Source organism: Marivivens sp. ABH4_498 (genome assembly GCF_056160585.1).
Map to the genome: position 1 here is coordinate 1 of NZ_JBSWXL010000011.1, position 17,492 is coordinate 17,492.

The 17,492-nt window shown below is 55.4% G+C and carries 15 protein-coding genes and 1 tRNA gene; 10 read left to right on the top strand and 6 right to left on the bottom strand.

The window, feature by feature from the left end; genetic code table 11:
* Position 1 precedes the first annotated feature (1 nt).
* Both ACXAGA_RS16000 and ACXAGA_RS16005 read left to right on the top strand, forming a co-directional pair.
* A tRNA-Met gene (locus ACXAGA_RS16000) sits at positions 2-78 on the top strand.
* A gap of 113 nt (positions 79-191) precedes the next feature.
* A complete protein-coding gene (locus ACXAGA_RS16005; protein WP_475118472.1) occupies positions 192-1,145 on the top strand; it encodes a class I SAM-dependent methyltransferase in 954 nt (317 codons plus the stop codon).
* A gap of 40 nt (positions 1,146-1,185) precedes the next feature.
* Here ACXAGA_RS16005 and ACXAGA_RS16010 read toward each other — a convergent pair whose 3' ends face one another.
* The 3 genes from ACXAGA_RS16010 to ACXAGA_RS16020 all read right to left on the bottom strand — a co-directional run bounded on the left by ACXAGA_RS16010 (position 1,186) and on the right by ACXAGA_RS16020 (position 4,310).
* Entirely contained in the window at positions 1,186-2,574 is a 1,389-nt protein-coding gene (locus tag ACXAGA_RS16010; RefSeq protein ID WP_475118473.1) for a TRAP transporter large permease, read from the bottom strand.
* The gene (locus tag ACXAGA_RS16015; protein ID WP_475118474.1) at positions 2,574-3,122 is read right to left on the bottom strand and encodes a TRAP transporter small permease subunit; all 549 of its coding nucleotides are present in this window, start codon (positions 3,120-3,122) and stop codon (positions 2,574-2,576) included. Before ACXAGA_RS16015 ends, ACXAGA_RS16010 begins: the two co-directional genes overlap by 1 nt.
* An 81-nt stretch (positions 3,123-3,203) precedes the next feature.
* Positions 3,204-4,310 (bottom strand): TRAP transporter substrate-binding protein, encoded by a 1,107-nt coding sequence (locus tag ACXAGA_RS16020; protein WP_475118475.1) that lies wholly within the window; start codon positions 4,308-4,310, stop codon positions 3,204-3,206.
* A gap of 144 nt (positions 4,311-4,454) precedes the next feature.
* On the opposite strand from ACXAGA_RS16020, the gene ACXAGA_RS16025 reads away from it, so the two are divergent.
* On the top strand, positions 4,455-5,183 hold the full coding sequence (locus tag ACXAGA_RS16025; protein WP_475118477.1) for a sulfite exporter TauE/SafE family protein: 729 nt from the start codon (positions 4,455-4,457) through the stop codon (positions 5,181-5,183).
* 30 nt (positions 5,184-5,213) lie between these two features.
* Here ACXAGA_RS16025 and ACXAGA_RS16030 read toward each other — a convergent pair whose 3' ends face one another.
* From ACXAGA_RS16030 to ACXAGA_RS16040, 3 genes are read right to left on the bottom strand one after another with little or no spacing between them, the layout of a single operon-like run.
* A complete protein-coding gene (locus tag ACXAGA_RS16030; RefSeq protein ID WP_475118478.1) occupies positions 5,214-6,308 on the bottom strand; it encodes a Gfo/Idh/MocA family protein in 1,095 nt (364 codons plus the stop codon).
* Positions 6,305-7,360, bottom strand: coding sequence for a sugar phosphate isomerase/epimerase family protein (locus ACXAGA_RS16035; protein ID WP_475118479.1), 1,056 nt, complete (start codon positions 7,358-7,360; stop codon positions 6,305-6,307). The genes ACXAGA_RS16030 and ACXAGA_RS16035 overlap by 4 nt, the downstream gene beginning before the upstream one ends.
* Before the next feature lie 21 nt (positions 7,361-7,381).
* The gene (locus ACXAGA_RS16040) at positions 7,382-8,419 is read right to left on the bottom strand and encodes a LacI family transcriptional regulator (protein WP_475118480.1); all 1,038 of its coding nucleotides are present in this window, start codon (positions 8,417-8,419) and stop codon (positions 7,382-7,384) included.
* A gap of 205 nt (positions 8,420-8,624) precedes the next feature.
* Here ACXAGA_RS16040 and ACXAGA_RS16045 point away from each other — a divergent pair, with 205 nt between their 5' ends.
* The 7 genes from ACXAGA_RS16045 (at position 8,625) to ACXAGA_RS16075 (ending at position 17,487) form a co-directional block, all read left to right on the top strand.
* The gene (locus ACXAGA_RS16045) at positions 8,625-9,857 is read left to right on the top strand and encodes an ABC transporter substrate-binding protein (protein ID WP_475118481.1); all 1,233 of its coding nucleotides are present in this window, start codon (positions 8,625-8,627) and stop codon (positions 9,855-9,857) included.
* Between the two features lie 555 nt (positions 9,858-10,412).
* Positions 10,413-11,243 (top strand): carbohydrate ABC transporter permease, encoded by an 831-nt coding sequence (locus ACXAGA_RS16050; protein ID WP_475118535.1) that lies wholly within the window; start codon positions 10,413-10,415, stop codon positions 11,241-11,243.
* Entirely contained in the window at positions 11,236-12,135 is a 900-nt protein-coding gene (locus tag ACXAGA_RS16055) for a carbohydrate ABC transporter permease (protein ID WP_475118482.1), read from the top strand. The genes ACXAGA_RS16050 and ACXAGA_RS16055 overlap by 8 nt, the downstream gene beginning before the upstream one ends.
* 4 nt (positions 12,136-12,139) lie before the next feature.
* Positions 12,140-13,210: an ABC transporter ATP-binding protein gene (locus ACXAGA_RS16060; protein ID WP_475118483.1), complete on the top strand. Its 1,071-nt coding sequence runs from the start codon at positions 12,140-12,142 to the stop codon at positions 13,208-13,210.
* 2 nt (positions 13,211-13,212) lie between these two features.
* Positions 13,213-15,591 (top strand): beta-mannosidase, encoded by a 2,379-nt coding sequence (locus ACXAGA_RS16065; protein WP_475118484.1) that lies wholly within the window; start codon positions 13,213-13,215, stop codon positions 15,589-15,591.
* An 11-nt stretch (positions 15,592-15,602) separates the two neighbouring features.
* Positions 15,603-16,346, top strand: coding sequence for a sugar phosphate isomerase/epimerase family protein (locus ACXAGA_RS16070; RefSeq protein WP_475118485.1), 744 nt, complete (start codon positions 15,603-15,605; stop codon positions 16,344-16,346).
* Positions 16,347-16,356: 10 nt separating this feature from the next.
* On the top strand, positions 16,357-17,487 hold the full coding sequence (locus ACXAGA_RS16075; RefSeq protein WP_475118486.1) for a Gfo/Idh/MocA family protein: 1,131 nt from the start codon (positions 16,357-16,359) through the stop codon (positions 17,485-17,487).
* Positions 17,488-17,492 lie beyond the last annotated feature (5 nt).

Below are 17,492 nucleotides of genomic sequence, written 5' to 3' on the forward strand. Positions count from 1 at the left end.
TCGCGGGGTGGAGCAGCCCGGTAGCTCGTCAGGCTCATAACCTGAAGGTCGTAGGTTCAAATCCTACCCCCGCAACCAATTCATTTGACTTATCGGAAATCGCCAAATAAATGCGGCTTGCTATGGAATTTGTCCGTAGTGCTTCCTTGATCTGCCGCATAAGCAGTTCAGGACCTTTCTAGAAAGTACTGATGATGGTTGGAAAGCCATTCCCTTCGGGTCATTTGATCGCGGACAGACGTGCGGATTTCGCTGCAACGATGGCGCATCTGGGCGATATGGATGCTGCGATTGAAATCTTGCGCTCTGCTTTGGATATTGCGCCAGATTGGGCGGCGGGTTGGTTCAGGTTGGGTGAATATTTCGAACTGATTGACGACCGCGATTCCGCGATTAAGGCGTGGCAGCATGTTGTTGAACATGATCCCAGCGATCCGTTCGGCGCGGGTTTGAAAATAGATTTGATGTCAGGCCTGACGGTGAGCGACACTGCGCCGTCTGCATTCGTTGAAATGCTGTTCGATCAGTACGCGCCCCGTTTCGAAGCCTCGCTTGTCGAAAAATTGGAGTATCGTGCACCCGATTTGCTGATGCAGGGTTTGATGGAGACCGGCCTGAAGACCGCCAAGAAAACATTGGATTTGGGCTGCGGCACGGGCCTGATGGGGGAACGGCTTCGGCCTTATACCGAATGGCTGGGTGGCTATGATATTTCTCAGGGGATGCTGAATGAGGCGCAGGATAAGAACATCTATGACCTGTTAGAAAAGCAGGATTTGAATGCGCTTGAACCCGTACATGGTCAGTTTGATTTGATCGTTGCTGCCGATGTTTTCATCTATTTAGGCGCGCTGGAGCGTATCGTGTCTTGGACATCGCAGGCACTGACGCCGAATGGACGATTTGCATTTACGTTGGAACGTGGTGACCTGCCATATCAGTTGAAAGACAGTCGTCGCTTTGCCCATTCCAGAACCTATGTTCAGGACCTTCTTCAGCAAGCTGGGTTTACGCATATGCACCTAGTGAATTGCGTATTGCGTCAGGACCGTGGCCAAGACGTGAATGGTTTCATGGTTGTCGCCACGCGTGTTGATGATCATTTCAGGCGCGACAGGGACGGAGAACAATCCGAGTTGGCCTAGAAACAAAAAGGCCGCCTGACTAAAGGCGGCCTTTGGTTATTTAGAACAGTTTGGATGGCAGCCACGTGACCAGTTCAGGGAATATGAACAGGAGCACAATCGCCATGATCTGTAGCAGCACAAAGGGAATGACGCCTTTGTATATCTGCCCCGTCGTGATCGAGGCCGGAGCCACACCGCGCAAGTAGAACAGCGCAAAGCCGAACGGCGGGGTTAAGAAACTGGTCTGCAGGTTCACGCCGATCATGACGCCCAGCCAAATGGGGTCAACGCCCAACAGCAACAGGGTTGGCGCTGTAATGGGCAGGACGATGAAGATGATTTCGAACGTATCCAGAATGAAACCCAGAACAAACATCGTCAGCATGACCGCGATCATGGCGCCTGTTGCGCCGCCCGGGATGTTGGACAGGAATTCATGAACCAAATCATCGCCGCCCATCTGACGGAAGACGACGGAAAAGACCGATGCGCCAAACAAGATGATGAAGATCATCGACGTGATCTTTGCGGTGCTTAGCGCGGTGTGGCGGATGATTGCGAAATTCAGACGCCCACGGATCAAGGCAAGAACGGTCGCGCCAACAGCGCCCACGGACGACGCCTCGGTCGGGGTGGCGATGCCGCCCAAAATGGACCCCAGAACGGCTAGGATCAGCAATAGCGGTGGGACCAAGGCCACAAAGACTTCGCGTAGCAAATGTTTGCGGTCTTCTGGGGATACGGGTGTTGCCGGGCAGCTGGCGGGGTCGGTCACAGCTTTGAACAAAACATAGCTGATGTAGATCGCAACCAACAGCATGCCGGGAATAAAGGCGCCTGCGAACAGATCGCCGACGGACACGGCACTAGGGGCAAAATTGCCAAGGCTCATTTGTGCCTGCGAATGCATACCCGCGATCATGTCACCCATGAAAATCAGCACTGTCGACGGCGGGATGATTTGGCCCAATGTGCCCGATGCGCAGATCGTACCGCAGGCAAGTTTCGGATCATATCCAGCCCGCATCATCGCAGGGAGCGAGATTAGACCCATGGTCACGACCGTTGCACCCACAACGCCCGTAGACGCGGCCAGTAGTGCACCAACCACAATCACAGAAATACCCAGACCGCCGCGCATGTTTCCAAACAGCTTGCCCATGGTGGACAGCAGTTGTTCGGCGATATTGGATTTTTCCAGCATCACACCCATAAAGATGAACAGCGGCACAGCGACCAGAACTTCGTTTGTCATATAGCCGGTGAATTTACCCGCCAGCGCGCCCATGTTGGAAAAATCAAAAACGCCCAACCAATACCCGATCAGGCCAAATAGGATCGATGTACCTGCAAGCGTAAAGGCGACAGGAAACCCCAGCATAAGCATGCCGATGACGCCCAGAAACATCAGGCCAGACAGCAATTCTCCGATCAATGTCAGGTCCATTATACGGGCTCCTTATAACGGTAGTCTTCGGGGATCAGGTCGGTTTTTCCGCTGATGGTCAGGATCGAACGGATCAGCATCGAAATCCCCTGTAGCGCGACCGTGATCGCGAAAAAGATAATAAAGGCTTTGACCAGAAACAGGCCTGGTGCGCCGCCTGGGTTGGCGGAGGCTTCTTTCAGGCCCCAACTGCGCGTCACAAATGTCAGGCAGTAGGTGTAGACGACGTACATAAACGGCAACAGGAAAACGGTCACGCCGACCAAATCCATCCATGCCTTTTTTAATGGCGAACCGGGGCGATAAAAGATGTCGACACGCACGTGGTCGTCATGAAACAGCGCAAATGCGGCGACTGCGGTGAACATCACGCCGTTCAGCCATGGATACAGATCCTGCATCCAAAGGCGGGTGTTGGAAAACAGGTATCGTTCGACGACAACCCAGAAACAAATCAGAACGATGGCGATGGATAGCCATGAAAAAACGTTTCCTATCAAACGGTTAATGCCATTTATGAAACGCATGATATGGGACAATAAAGCCATGATTTGCCCTTTCTGCCTTGAACGTTGTTGCGCCAAAGGCCCCGCACGGTGGCAGGGCCTTTGACCGACTTTGACAGTCGATTACAGGTCGGAATAGTCCATGAATTTCTGACGTACAGCGTTGAACGTCTGATCCGTGTTTTCCGTACGGGTGCGCAGCAACTGCAGCGAGTCGATAAAGCTGCGGCCAGTACGGCGAACCAGTTCGTCGTCCGAATTCAGAACGTTGCCTAGAACTTCCTTAGCGGATGCTGCTGCGGCTTCCATGATGTCGTCTGGGAATTGGCTGTGGATGGTCACGCCGTGTTCTTCGACCAGCGTTTTCAGGGCGCGTGGATCGTTTGCATAGAAATCCGATGCAACCTGATCGTATTCTGCCTGCGCTACATCGCGAACGATCGCCTGTAGGTTTGCTGGCAGAGCCTGATATTTCGCTTTGTCTACAACGACTTCGGTCGCTAGGCCCGGTTCGTTGAACGACGATGTGTAGTAGTGTTTGCACACCTGATAGAAACCCAGTGCCAGATCGTTGTACGGACCAACGAATTCGGCTGCGTCCAATGCACCGGACTGTAGCGCTTGGAAAATTTCGCCGCCTGCAAGGTTGGTCACGGATGCGCCCATGCCCTGCCAAACCTGACCGCCCAGACCCGGGGTGCGGAAACGCAGGCCCTGAATGTCGTCGATCGAGGTCAGTTCATTGCGGAACCAACCGCCAGCTTGGGTGCCGGTGTCGCCTGATAGGAAACCCTGAACGCCGAACTGGTCATAGATTTCATCCCACAGTTCCTGACCGCCCATGTAACGGACCCAAGCCGCCATTTCGCGGCTGGTCATGCCGAATGGCACACCGGTAAAGAACGACAGAGCGGTCGATTTGTTCTGCCAGTAATAGGCAGCGCCGTGGCTCATTTCGGCGGTGCCGTCGATAACCGCGTCCAGCGATTGTAGTGGCGGAACCAGTTCACCGGCAGAATAAACTTCGACGGTCAGTGCGCCGTCGGATGCGGCGGTGATGCGGTCGGCCAGACGCTGAGCGCCGACGCCCAGACCTGGGAAATTCTTTGGCCAAGTGGTGACCATGCGCCATGTGATGCGGCCCTGCGCTACGGCTGGCGCGGCTAGCGATGATGCCGCGGCTGCGGTACCGCCCAATGCAGACGTGCGTAGAAATGAACGACGATCCATTTGTTTTCCTCCCAAAATGTCTCAACCTCCCCTCCGAGGTTGCTGCGTGCATACTTGCATTACCTCTACGAAAGGCAAGTAATTTTAGACCAATCGGTGAAATTTTGTTTGCAATTCCAATTGGTTTGGCATCGGTATGCTTGGATGGAGGAAATCATTCTTATAATCGCAGGGTTCATTGCTGGCGTGATGAATGCAATTGCGGGTGGCGGGACCTTTGTGTCCTTTCCTGCGCTCGTTTGGGCGGGGGTGCCGCCATTGTCGGCAAATGCGACCGCGACCTTTGCCGCGCTTCCGGGGTATCTAAGCAGCGCATGGGCCTATCGCGGCGAATTCCGTCAGGCACGACAACGGATTCTGGCGCTGATCGGGGCGGCGGCGGTTGGCGGGCTATGCGGAGCGGGCCTGCTGTTGGTCACGCCTGCACAGATATTCGACGGCTTGGTGCCATGGTTGTTGGTCGTTGCGACGGTCGTTTTTGTTTGGGGACCAGCGATTTTACTGCGGACAGGTCCGCTGCCATCGGTTTTTGCAGCGGCCTGTGTGTTCGCGATCTGCGTCTACGGAGGCTATTTCAACGGTGGGCTGGGCATCATGTTGCTGGCTGGGCTATCGCTGGCTGGAATGCAGAACATCCACGAAATGAACGGTTTGAAAAACCTGATGTCTGCGGTGATTTCGGTGACATCGGTGTCGGCCTATTTTGCGGCTGGCCTGATTGATGTGCGTTCCGCGTTCATCGTTGGTGTTGCTGGTTTGATGGGTGGCATTGCAGGGGCAACATTTGCGCGGCAAATTAAACGCACCGATATCTTGCGTTGGGCCATCGGGGTCATTGGTGCCGTGATGGCGATCCTGTTCTTTCTTAAATAAAAACGGCGACCAGATGGCCGCCGTTTTTGTTTATCGATCAACCCATACGGAATTTTGCTGGGCGCTATGTTGGCAGGCGCGGATGAACCACATCCCGTCCAGCCCAGCGTTGATATCAGTCAGCAAATCGCCGCCCGTTCCCAGAATGCGATCTGCGGCATCGGAATAGATGGTGGCGAACGCTTCGAGGTAGCCTTCGGGGTGGCCGCCCGGGATACGGGTCCATTCGGCGTTGCCGGTTTGGCCGCGGGTGATGATCTGCTTGGGCTCTCCAAATCGGGTAAAGGTCATCCGATTTGGATTTTCCTGTTCCCATTCAATCCCGCCTTTGTCGCCGTAAATGCGTAATTTCAGGCTGTTTTCATTGCCCACAGCGACCTGACTGGCCCAGAGCATTGCACGGGCGCCGCCCTCCATTCGCAGCATGATGTGCGCGTTGTCATCGACCTGACGGCCATCCACGAAGGCATGCAGATCCGCCATCAGCGATTCAGTGCCCAACCCCGTCACAAAGGACAGCAGGTTAAACGCATGGGTGCCGATGTCTCCGATAGCGCCCGCGCCTGACAGTTTGGGATCGGTGCGCCATGCGGCCTGTTTGTTGTCCGCGTCAGATGGTTCGGTCAGCCAATCTTGGGCGTATTCGGCCTGTATCACGCGCAGTTTGCCCAATGCGCCATCAGCGATCATCTGGCGGGCCTGACGCATCAGGGGGTAGCCCGTGTAGTTATGTGTCAGGATGAAATGCGCATCCGATGCCTGCGCCGCGCGGGCCAACTCTTCGGCTTGTTCTGCTGTGGCTGTCAGCGGTTTGTCGCAGATAACGTGGATACCCGCCTTTAGGAACGCGATCGCGGGGGCGGCGTGCATGTGGTTGGGCGTCACGATCGCCACGGCGTCAATACCGTCGTCGCGGGCCGATTCAACGGCTGCCATTTCGTTGAAATCCGAATAGCTGCGTTCGATGTCCAGTTCCGCCGCCGACGCAGCGGCCCGTTCGGGATCAGACGACAAAGCGCCCGCGACCAAATCAAATCGCCCGTCCAGACGCGCCGCATAGCGATGCACGCCGCCGATAAACGCGCCTTGGCCGCCGCCGACCATACCCAGTTTCAGTTTCTTCATAGGCCCAGCATCCGTTTGATCTGTGCCTCGTCCTTTTCCGCGCCGGCGAAGTCGTCGAAGGCTTTTTCGGTCACCTCGATCAGGTGTTTGGCGATGAATGGGGCGCCTTCGGCTGCGCCCTGTTCTGGGGATTTGATGCAGCATTCCCATTCCAGCACAGCCCATGAATCATAGCCATATTGGGTGAGCTTGCTGAAGATGCCGCCAAAATCGACCTGACCATCGCCCAAGCTGCGGAAACGGCCCGCGCGGTTGGTCCAGCCCTGATAGCCTGAATAAACACCCTGACGCCCTGTCGGGTTGAATTCGGCGTCTTTGACGTGAAACGCGTTGATGCGGTCGTGGTAGATGTCGATGAACGCCAGATAATCCAGCTGCTGCAGCAGGAAATGCGACGGATCGTAGTTGATCATCGCGGCCTCGTGTCCGCCGCAGGCATCGACAAACATTTCAAAGGTCGCGCCGTCGAACACGTCTTCGCCTGGGTGGATTTCAAATCCGATGTCCTGCCCATTATCGCGGTAGTGATCCAAAATCGGGGTCCAGCGGCGACCCAGTTCGGCAAATGCCTCTTCGATTAGGCCAGCGGGGCGCTGGGGCCATGGGTACAGATAGGGAAAGGCCAGCGAACCGGTAAAGGACACGGTGTGTTTCAAGCCCAGTTTGCGCGACGCCACGGCGGCCTTTTTCATCTGGTCGACGGCCCATTCCTGACGGCCCTTTGGGTTGCCGTGCAGATGTGCAGGGGCAAAAGCGTCGAACGCATCATCATAGGCGGGGTTCACGGCGACCAGCTGCCCCTGCAAATGGGTCGATAGTTCGGTGATTTCAACGCCTGCGTCGGCGCAGATGCCTTTAACCTCGTCGCAATAGGTGTGAGAGGTTGCGGCCTTTTCCAGATCAAACAGGCGGGCGTCAAAGGTGGGGATCTGTACGCCTTTGTACCCCAGCCCTGCGGCCCATTTCGTGATACCCTCCAATGAATTGAAAGGTCCGTCGTCCCCTGCAAATTGCGCCAGAAATAGCGCGGGGCCTTTGATCTGAGATGGCATGTTATCCTCCGTTAGTAATGCCTAGGGTGCCAGATCGTCCTCGGTTGGCACCTGTAATCCTTGCATCGGCGGCGCGAGCGGATCGCGGATCGCCTCGATGGTTGCGCGGGCCAGAAATGCACCGGCGCGCGCGACGTCTTCTTTCATGACGATGATGTCTCTGCGGAATATCCGCAGAAAATTGATCGCCTCTTTGCCGAACACATCAATGTCACCGCCCAAAACGCGGCCCTTTTTTTCGACCGCCACGGCCGCGCCCATCGCAGCCAGAGGGGACGAACAAATGATCCCGTCGATTGTGGGGTCTTCGGTCAGGATGTCTTTGAGCGCTGCACAGGCAACTTCGGCGCTGTTGTCACTGTTAATGCGGCGGATAATGCGCAGCGATGCGCCCAGTTTTTCGGCTGCTTCGGTGGCGCCGTTAATGGTGTCTTCGGCATAAAATTGTCCGCGCGGCGGCGCGACGACAACCAGATGTTTGCGGCCGCGTTTGACCAGATGTTCTACCGCAAAGGCGGCGTAGGCGTGGTTGTCAAAATCGAAATAAGGATGGGTTTTCAGGCTGGTACGGCCGTGGGTCGCGAAAGGAAAATTATGGTCGATCAAATAGCGGACACGTGGATCGTTCGGCGTGGTTTGGTTCATGATGATGGCATCGGCCGAATGGTTTTCGACGACATAACGGATCGGTTTCAACGGATCATCATCGTAGAAATAGGGCGTGATGTTCAGGTGGTAATTCGTGCCACGTAATTCGCGCGTGATTGAATTAATCAGCTGCGCGGTGTGGTTCATCATGTCGTTTTCAGGGGCCAGAACCAGACTGATCACATTGGTACGTCCCGTGCGCAGACGCACCCCCGCGCGGTTCGGCACATACCCGATAGCGTCCGCAATTTCGCGAATCGTTTTTTTGGTTTCGACGTTGATATCGGGGGCATCGTTCAGCGCACGCGAAACGGTAGGGACGGCCATCCCGCTTAACCTTGAGATTGTTTTTAGTGTTGGTTTTTCACCAGGCAGCAGCTCGTACTGCGTGGGGTTTTGATCCTGAGCCATCCGTTCGTCCCTTATTTATATGCCGATTTCTTTTGTGCTGTTTTGGCGGGCCCCCGTCCAGTCTGTGGTGTTGGGTTTTAACGCCGCAGCGCGGCAACCCGAGTTTGCGCGTGCGGCGAAAAAAACCTTTGAAAATTTCTTGTCAGGGCAATCTAAAACGTTATAGAAATTTCTACAACGATTTAGATTCAGGGAGGAGCAAATCGTGAAACTAACAACCAAACTGCTTGCCGCTACGGCACTTTGCGCCGCTACATCCGCTGGTGCGACCGAATTAGAAGTCACTCACTGGTGGACTTCGGGTGGTGAAGCCGCAGCGGTGGCCGAGCTGGCCAATGCATTCAATTCGAAAACCGAACACGAATGGGTTGATGGCGCGATTGCGGGTTCGTCCGGCGTGGCACGTCCTATCATCATCAGCCGTATTATCGGCGGCGAACCGATGGGCGCGACCCAGCTGAACCACGGCCGCCAAGCCGAAGAACTGATCGAAGCAGGCCTGTTGTTGGACATCACCGATGTTGCCGAAGCAAACGGTTGGTTGGACGTTGTGAATCCGTCGAACCTGTTGTCGTCCTGTACCGTTGATGGTCGCGTTTACTGTGCGCCTGTGAACATCCACTCGACCCAATGGATCTGGCTAAGCCATGACGCGTTCGAAAAGGCAGGCACTGCTGTTCCAACCAACTGGGATGAATTCGTAGCCGCTGGTCCAGCCCTGCGCGAAGCAGGTGTTGTGCCGCTGGCAATGGGTCAGCAGCAGTGGCAGACCAACCTAGCGTTTGGTGCGCTGGCGGTAGCGCTATTGCCAGAGGCTTCGTGGCGTGCGGTCAACGTCGACAAAGACGCATCCGTTGCAGCGGGTCCTGATTACACTCGCGTGTTTGAGGCATTCGACGATGCGCGTCAGCTGGCCGTTGGTTCGAACGTAAACGACTGGAACATGGCGACCAACATGGTCATCACCGGCGAAGCGGGTGCGCAAATCCACGGTGACTGGGCGCAGGGTGAATTCGCAGTGGCCGGTCAGGTCGCAGGCGAAGATTACAGCTGTTTGCCAGGTCTGGGTTTCCGCGAAGTTCTGGATACAGGTGGCGACGCGTTCTATTTCCCTGTGAACGATGATGAAGACGTCGAAGCCGCACAAAAAGAACTGGCCGCTCTGTTGCTAAGCCCAGAAGTACAGGTCGCCTTTAACCTGAAAAAAGGTTCGCTGCCGGTACGCGGTGATATCGATATGTCCTCTGCAAACGACTGTATGCAGAAAGGCATCGAAATCCTGAATGCGGGCGGCGTTCTGCCATCGGCGGATATGACCTTTACTCAGGACACCATCACGCAGATCGACGAACTGATGACCACATTCTGGAACACCCCAGACATGACCGTGGCAGAGGTACAGGAATCCTACGCGAAAATCATCGCGTCGGCTGACTAACCACTGCAAATATCGGGGCCAGTCTGCGGGCTGGCCCCTTTTTTGACCCTATGGGGTCGGATCAACGGAAAAAGGGGAGCCGTCATGCCGCAAACGCGGATTGAACGGGCATTTTTGTGGTCAATCAGTCTGGCCAGCCTGTTTTTTATTCTTAGACAAATTGGGGTCGAGGGGCTGATTTTTGATCACGCACCCGAGGCGATATTGCTGGTTGGTGCCGCTATTTTGGCCGTTATGTTCGCCAAATTGCGCCGACTTGAGCTGTTTTCAAACCGCCTACGCGGGCCGGTTTTGGGTTGGATATTCGGCATTTGTTTGGCTGCCGCCATCCTGATCTTGGCGCAAAAAGGCGTTCAGGACAGTTGGGAATTTGCCAAGGAATATAAAAAGGCGTGGAAAGCGCTGTCGCCGTTCGCATCGTTTGCGATCAAAGTTTTCGCCCTGTTTTCAATCGCTTTGTTGATTGTTGGCACGCGCGATGACGCAACCACCCCACGCGGCGCGATCGAACGTGCGTTTGGGGCCAATCTATCTTCCAAAGTCGCAGCGGTTCCCATGGCGTTTACCTCTGTCGGTATCTTTGTCATCGCCACCCTTTGGACGGTTTATCATTCGTTTACCAATTCTAAATTGCTGCCCAAAAGCGAACTGATCGGGTTCGATCAATACGAACGCCTGTGGGATTCTGATCGCTGGATTTTGTCGATCAAAAACCTTGCGGTTTACGGCGCCTGTTCAATGGTGTTTTCGCTGGTGATCGGGTTTGTTCTGGCGGCGTTGTTGGATCAGAAAATCCGTCTGGAAAGCCTGTTCCGCACCATTTTCCTATACCCTTTCGCGCTGTCGTTCATTGTGACCGGTTTGGTCTGGCAGTGGATTTTGACGCCTGAATTCGGCGTGCAGCATATCGTGCGCAGCCTAGGTTGGGAAAGCTTTACCTTTGACCCGCTGTTTAACCCTGACATCGTGATCTACGGCATCCTGATCGCGGGTTTGTGGCAGGGCACGGGGCTGGTCATGTGTCTGATGCTGGCTGGTCTGCGCGGCATCGATCAAGACGTCTGGAAAGCCGCGCGCGTTGACGGCATCCCTGCGTGGAAAACCTATATTTTCGTTGTCATTCCGATGATGAAACCTGTGTTCGTGACCACGCTGGTGCTGATCGCTTCGGGCATTATCAAACTCTACGATCTGGTCGTGGCCCAAACGTCGGGCGGACCGGGGCTCGCGTCGGAAGTGCCTGCAAAATACGTCTATGACTACATGTTCGGTGGCCAGAACTTGGGCCAAGGCTTTGCTGCGTCGACCATGATGCTTGTTGGCGTGCTGATCGCGCTAATCCCATTCGCATATCTAGAATTCGGAGGCCGTAAGAAACATGGCTGATCCAGTACAATTCACCGGCCCACACGGCCCGAAACCGAAAACGCCATTCTCGAGCCGCAACATCATGCTCTATGGCACGCTGATCGTGATTTCGCTGTACTACCTTGTGCCGCTGTACGTGATGATCGTGACGTCGCTCAAGGGTATGCCTGAAATCCGCATGGGCAATATCTTTGCTCCGCCCATGGAGATCACATTCGAACCATGGGTCAAAGCCTGGTCCCAGGCCTGTACCGGCCTGAACTGTGACGGCCTGTCGCGCGGGTTCTGGAATTCCGTTCAAATCACAATCCCGTCGGTTCTGGCGTCGATCATCATTGCATCCGTTAACGGTTATGCATTGGCCAACTGGCGGTTCAAGGGTGCGAATGTGTTCTTTGGCATCCTGATCTTTGGCGCGTTCATTCCGTATCAGGTGATGATCTACCCAATCGTGATCATGCTGCGCGAAATGGGCCTGTATACCAAATTGGGTGGCCTTGTGATCGTGCATTCGATCTTTGGTATGCCTATCCTTACGCTGCTTTTCCGCAACTACTTTGCTTCTCTCCCAGAAGAGTTGTTCAAAGCGGCCCGCGTTGATGGCGCCCGTTTCTGGGGCATCTATTTCCGTATCATGTTGCCGATGTCGATGCCGATCTTTGTGGTCGCCATCATCCTACAGGTCACGGGTATCTGGAACGATTTCCTGTTCGGTGTGATCTACTCGAAACCTGACTCTTATCCGATGACGGTTCAGCTCAATAACATCGTGAATTCGGTCCAAGGCGTCAAAGAATACAACGTCAACATGGCGGCGACCCTTCTGACCGGGGCGGTTCCTCTCTTTATTTACTTTGTCTCTGGCAAACTTTTCGTGCGCGGCGTCGCGGCGGGCGCTGTGAAAGGCTAAGAATATGCATTCTGTTGAAATCAAAAACCTCGATCTGAACTTTGGCGCGGTCAAAGTCCTGCAAAACCTGAATCTGGACATCAAACAGGGCGAATTTGTCGTGCTGCTGGGGTCTTCGGGATGCGGTAAATCCACGTTGCTGAACTGTATCGCGGGCCTGCTAGAGGTCTCTGCCGGTCAGCTGTTCATCAACGGCAAAAACGTCACCTGGTCCGAACCCAATGAACGCGGTATTGGAATGGTGTTCCAGTCCTACGCGCTGTACCCACAGATGACGGTTAAGGGGAACCTGACCTTTGGCCTGAAAAACGCCAAAATGCCAAAGGACGAAATCGAAAAACGCGTCGCGCGTGCTGCGGAAATTCTGCAAATCGAACCTTTGCTGGATCGTAAACCTGCGGCTCTTTCGGGTGGTCAGCGTCAGCGCGTTGCGATTGGCCGTGCTTTGGTTCGCGATGTGGATGTGTTCCTGTTCGATGAACCGCTGTCGAACCTAGATGCGAAACTGCGCGCCGACCTGCGGGTCGAGATTAAAAAGCTGCACCAGCAGTTGCAGAACACCATGATCTACGTGACCCACGACCAGATCGAAGCCATGACGCTGGCCGACCGCATCGCGATCATGAAGGGCGGCAAGATCATGCAGCTGGGGTCGCCTGACGAAATCTATAACCGTCCGCAAAACCTCTATGTGGCTGATTTCATTGGATCACCTTCGATGGATTTCTTCGAAGGTCATCTGGAAAACGGCGTGTTCACCATGGGCGACATCACGCTGCCTATGGGCGGTTACGAATATGCGAACGGCGCCGTGAACGGACCCGCGATCGTGGGTATTCGCCCTGAACATATCCTGACCGGCGATCAGGTCGGCGATGCGGTCACGACCCAAGTGACCGTCGATATCGTCGAACCGATGGGGTCGGACACGTTGGTCTATTCGTCGCTGAACGGCAAACCGCTGCATATCCGCATGGACGGCAAGGCCAAAGTCGCAGCCGGTGAAACGATCACCATTGGTATCGATCCGACATCAGCCTCGATGTTCGACCCATCGACCGAAGAACGGATCTGATAATGACGCCGAACCCCATTTCACTGGCCCAAAACTGGCAGCTATCGGACGATAGCGGCAGCTATTCCTGTGCCTTTTCTGTGCCAGGCGATGGGGTTTCGGCATTGTTCAACGCGGGTTTGATCAGCGATCCCTACTGGGGCCGCAACGAATATGACCTGCGTTGGATTTGCGAACGCGATTGGACGATCCGCAGATCGTTCATGGCGGACGGGGCGTTTGATCTGGTGCTGAACGGTGTTGATACCGTGGCGACCGTCACGCTGAATGGCAAAGTCATCGCGGAATGCGACAATGCTTTTCGTGCGTATCGGGTGCCGGTGCATTGTTCGGGCGAAAATCAGATTGAAATACGATTCCAATCACCCGTAACGGCAGCAGCGGAACGGCAGGAAAAACAGCCGTTCTACATCCCCTATCACGAACCCAATTGCCCGATCCCGAACGGAAATATGCTGCGCAAGGTGCAGTGTGATTTTGGTTGGGATTGGAATATCGCTTTGGCGCCTATCGGCATAACCGGCGACATTCGGTTAGAGCCCGCACAAGCCCCCCGTATCGATGATGTCATGGTCTGGCAGGATCATTCCTCTGATCGTGTGCGCGTGAAAATTCAGGCAAACGGATGGCATTTAACGGATACCGTTGCGGTTTCCCTGTGTGGGCAGACCGTTACGTGCGACTGCATCGATGGTATCATCCACGCCGAGCTGGACATTCAGAACCCCGTTCTATGGTGGCCCAATGGGCATGGCGATCAGGTACTGCATGATCTGACATTGACCAGCGGCGATACCCACGTGACCCGCCGCATTGGTCTACGCCGGATTGAACTGGTGACGGACCCTGACGCCGACGGCGCGACATTTAAATTCCGCGTCAATGGCCGCGATGTTTTTGCCAAGGGCGCGAACTGGATTCCAGCCGACGCTTTGGCGGGGCGCATCACGGACAACGCAACGCACGACCTGCTGAAATCCGCCAAAGACGCCAATATGAACATGATCCGCGTCTGGGGCGGCGGCAGATACGAAACCTACAGTTTCTATGCGTCTTGTGACGCGCTGGGCCTGTTGGTTTGGCAGGATTTCATGTTCGCCTGTCATTTGTATCCTTCGACCGATGCGTTTTTGGACAACATCACGCTCGAGGTTCGCGAAAACGTAACCCGCATACAGCATCACGCCTGTCTGGCGCTGTGGTGCGGGGATAATGAACTGGTCGGGGCGCTGGACTGGTTCGAAGAAAGCCGTTCTAATCGTGATCGTTACCTTGTGAATTACGACCGCATGAACCGCGCGATCGAGGTGGCGTTAAAAGACACCGATCCTGCGGCCAATTGGTGGCCTTCGTCGCCGTCTTTGGGGCGTTTGGATTTCGGTGACGCGTGGCATCGGTCGGGGTCTGGCGATATGCATTTCTGGTCGGTCTGGCACGAAGGCCGCGATTTCGATCACTACCGCGACGTCCGCCCGCGGTTCTGTTCTGAATTCGGGTTCCAAAGCTATCCGTCGATGGATGTAATCGAAACATTCACGGCGCCTCAGGATCGCAACATCGCGTCCCCCGTATTCGAAAGCCATCAGAAAAACGCAGGCGGGAATGCGCGGATTGCAGAAACGATGTTCCGCTATTTCCGCTGGCCCGAACGGTTCGAAGATTTCGTCTGGCTTAGCCAAATCCAGCAGGGACTGGCGATCAAAACGGCTGTGACCCAATGGCGGGGGCTGTCGCCCTATTGCATGGGTACGTTGATCTGGCAGCTGAACGATACGTGGCCCGTGTGTTCGTGGTCGTCGCTGGATTATGGCGGCGGGTGGAAAATGCTGCATTACATGGCGCGGGAATTCTATGCGCCGATCACGGTTGTGGTCGAACCCATTGGCGACGAACTGGTGTTTCGTGCCGTGAATGACACTGGCGCGGCGCGGGATGTGTCTGTGAGCGTAATGTGTTGTACGCCGTCAGGCGCAACCCGTTTGATCGCCGATGCCCAGACATCCGTCACCAATGGCGCGGTCGAGGCGATCCGTATCCCGCGCGCATCAATCGCACCCGATGAAATCATTTTGATCGAATGGGCTGATGATCAGGGCGGTTCGGGCACCGAGCATTTCGCGCCGCAGCCCTACAAAACATACGATCTGCAGGATGCTGAACTGACGATGGAACAGGACGGAAATTCCGTGATCGTTTCTGCATCGGCTTTGGCCCTGTTCGTGACCGTTCAGGCGGATGTGCCTGGCCGTTTCAGTCGTAACGCCGTGACGGTGCTGCCCGATGCACCTGTGCGGTTCGATTTTATTCCAAATGATCCTGCGGCGACGGCTACGTTCCGTATCCGCGATCTATACAGCGCAACCATGGCGCCACGCCAATAAGGACCAAACACATGACTCAATTGTCTTATCAGCTGTTTTCATCCCGCAATTATGACTTTGCCGACACGATTTCGATGTTGGCCGGTGTTGGTTTCAAAAACGTCGAAGGTTTCGGGGCGCAATACGAAGATACAGCAGCCACCAAAGCGTTGCTGGACCAGCACGATATGTCGATGCCATCGGGCCATTTCGCGATCGAACTGGTTGAACAAACCCCTGAAAAAGCGATCGAAATCGCTAAGACGCTGGGCATTCAGAACGTGATCGTCCCGTGGATCGCACCCGAAGATCGCCCAACAGATACCGCAGGCTGGACCGCCTTTGCGGAACGTCTGGCGGCGGCGGCGAAACCGATTGTCGCGGCGGGTCTGACCTTTGGCTACCACAACCACGATTTCGAATTTTTCCGCACGCCTCAGGGCGATATTCCGATGGACCTGATCTATTCGGCCTCTAGCGATATTCATATCGAACTGGATCTGGCGTGGGTGCATGTGGCGGGTCTGAATCCTGTGGATTACATCAATGCCTATGGCGACCGCATGATCGCGGCCCACATCAAAGACCGCGCTCCAGCAGGCGATTGCGCAGACGAAGATGGCTGGGCCGATCTGGGTCACGGCGAAATCGATTTTGCCCCGATTGCGGATGCCTTGCGCGCCAATAACGTCGGCATCTGGGTCTGCGAACACGACAACCCGAACGACCATTCGCGTTTTGCGACCCGTTCGCATGCAACTGCCATCACTTTGTAAGGACGACACCATGACCAAAATGGGCGTAGGTATCATTGGCTGCGGTAACATCTCTACCGCGTATCTAGAGCTGGCCCCTCTGTTCAAATCGTTAGAAGTCCGCGCAGTTGCCGACATTAACGAAGCCGCAGCACAAGCGCAGGCTGACAAATTTGGCGTGCGCGCGCATACGGTCGAAGGGCTGTTGGCATCAGGCGACATCGACATGGTCGTGAACCTGACCATTCCCGCTGCGCATTACGACATCACCCGCCAAATCCTAGAGGCAGGCAAACACGCCTATTCGGAAAAACCGTTGGTCCTGTCACTAGAGGAAGGCACCGCGCTGCGCGAACTGGCGGCGGCAAAGGGTCTGCGCATTGGATCGGCGCCTGACACGTTCTTTGGCGGGGCGCATCAACAGGCCCGCGCGGCCATCGACGAAGGCAAAATTGGCCGCATCATCGGCGGCACCTGCCACGTCATGTCCCACGGGATGGAAGACTGGCACCCGAACCCTGATTTCTTTTTCCAGCCGGGTGCGGGGCCGGTTCTGGATTTGGGGCCGTATTACATCACGAACCTTGTTCAACTGCTGGGCCCAGTCAAAGCCGTCACCGCAATGACCGCCGCCAGTTTCCCGACCCGCACGATTGGCAACGGCCCGCGCGACGGCGAAACCGTGCCTGTCGATACGCCAACCAATATCCATGCTGTGATGGAATTTGCGAACGGCGCGTTGGTCACATTGGGCGCCAGCTGGGATGTCTGGGCGCACCGCCACAAAGAAATGGAGCTATATGGCGAAACCGGATCGCTGTACCTGCCTGACCCGAATTTCTTTGGCGGTGACGTGGAATTGGCGACCAAAGACGGCGCAAACGCGATGGGCGATTGGGGCCATCCGTTCGGCAAAAACAACATCGAGGACGGCGAGGGCAATCCGCGCGCCAATTACCGCTGTGCAGGTTTGGCCGATATGGCCGACGCCATCGCAACTGGCCGCGCGCACCGTTGCAATATCGACCTTGCGGTCCATGTCATCGACGTAATGACCGCGATTTTGGCATCGGGCGAAAAACGCGAATGGATCGAAATGACAACGACTTGTGATCGGCCCGAGGCGTTATCGCCCGCACAAGCCGCTGAACTGCTGGCCTAAGGAAA

Coding starts and splice junctions, on each gene's coding strand:
- ACXAGA_RS16025 (WP_475118477.1), top strand. CDS start 4,455: ATGGAGGAAATCATTCTTATAATCGCAGGGTTCATTGCTGGCGTGATG.
- ACXAGA_RS16050 (WP_475118535.1), top strand. CDS start 10,413: ATGGCGTTTACCTCTGTCGGTATCTTTGTCATCGCCACCCTTTGGACG.
- ACXAGA_RS16010 (WP_475118473.1), bottom strand. CDS start 2,574: ATGGACCTGACATTGATCGGAGAATTGCTGTCTGGCCTGATGTTTCTG.
- ACXAGA_RS16030 (WP_475118478.1), bottom strand. CDS start 6,308: ATGAAGAAACTGAAACTGGGTATGGTCGGCGGCGGCCAAGGCGCGTTT.
- ACXAGA_RS16055 (WP_475118482.1), top strand. CDS start 11,236: ATGGCTGATCCAGTACAATTCACCGGCCCACACGGCCCGAAACCGAAA.
- ACXAGA_RS16005 (WP_475118472.1), top strand. CDS start 192: ATGATGGTTGGAAAGCCATTCCCTTCGGGTCATTTGATCGCGGACAGA.
- ACXAGA_RS16035 (WP_475118479.1), bottom strand. CDS start 7,360: ATGCCATCTCAGATCAAAGGCCCCGCGCTATTTCTGGCGCAATTTGCA.
- ACXAGA_RS16040 (WP_475118480.1), bottom strand. CDS start 8,419: ATGGCTCAGGATCAAAACCCCACGCAGTACGAGCTGCTGCCTGGTGAA.
- ACXAGA_RS16065 (WP_475118484.1), top strand. CDS start 13,213: ATGACGCCGAACCCCATTTCACTGGCCCAAAACTGGCAGCTATCGGAC.
- ACXAGA_RS16075 (WP_475118486.1), top strand. CDS start 16,357: ATGACCAAAATGGGCGTAGGTATCATTGGCTGCGGTAACATCTCTACC.
- ACXAGA_RS16070 (WP_475118485.1), top strand. CDS start 15,603: ATGACTCAATTGTCTTATCAGCTGTTTTCATCCCGCAATTATGACTTT.
- ACXAGA_RS16015 (WP_475118474.1), bottom strand. CDS start 3,122: ATGGCTTTATTGTCCCATATCATGCGTTTCATAAATGGCATTAACCGT.
- ACXAGA_RS16020 (WP_475118475.1), bottom strand. CDS start 4,310: ATGGATCGTCGTTCATTTCTACGCACGTCTGCATTGGGCGGTACCGCA.
- ACXAGA_RS16060 (WP_475118483.1), top strand. CDS start 12,140: ATGCATTCTGTTGAAATCAAAAACCTCGATCTGAACTTTGGCGCGGTC.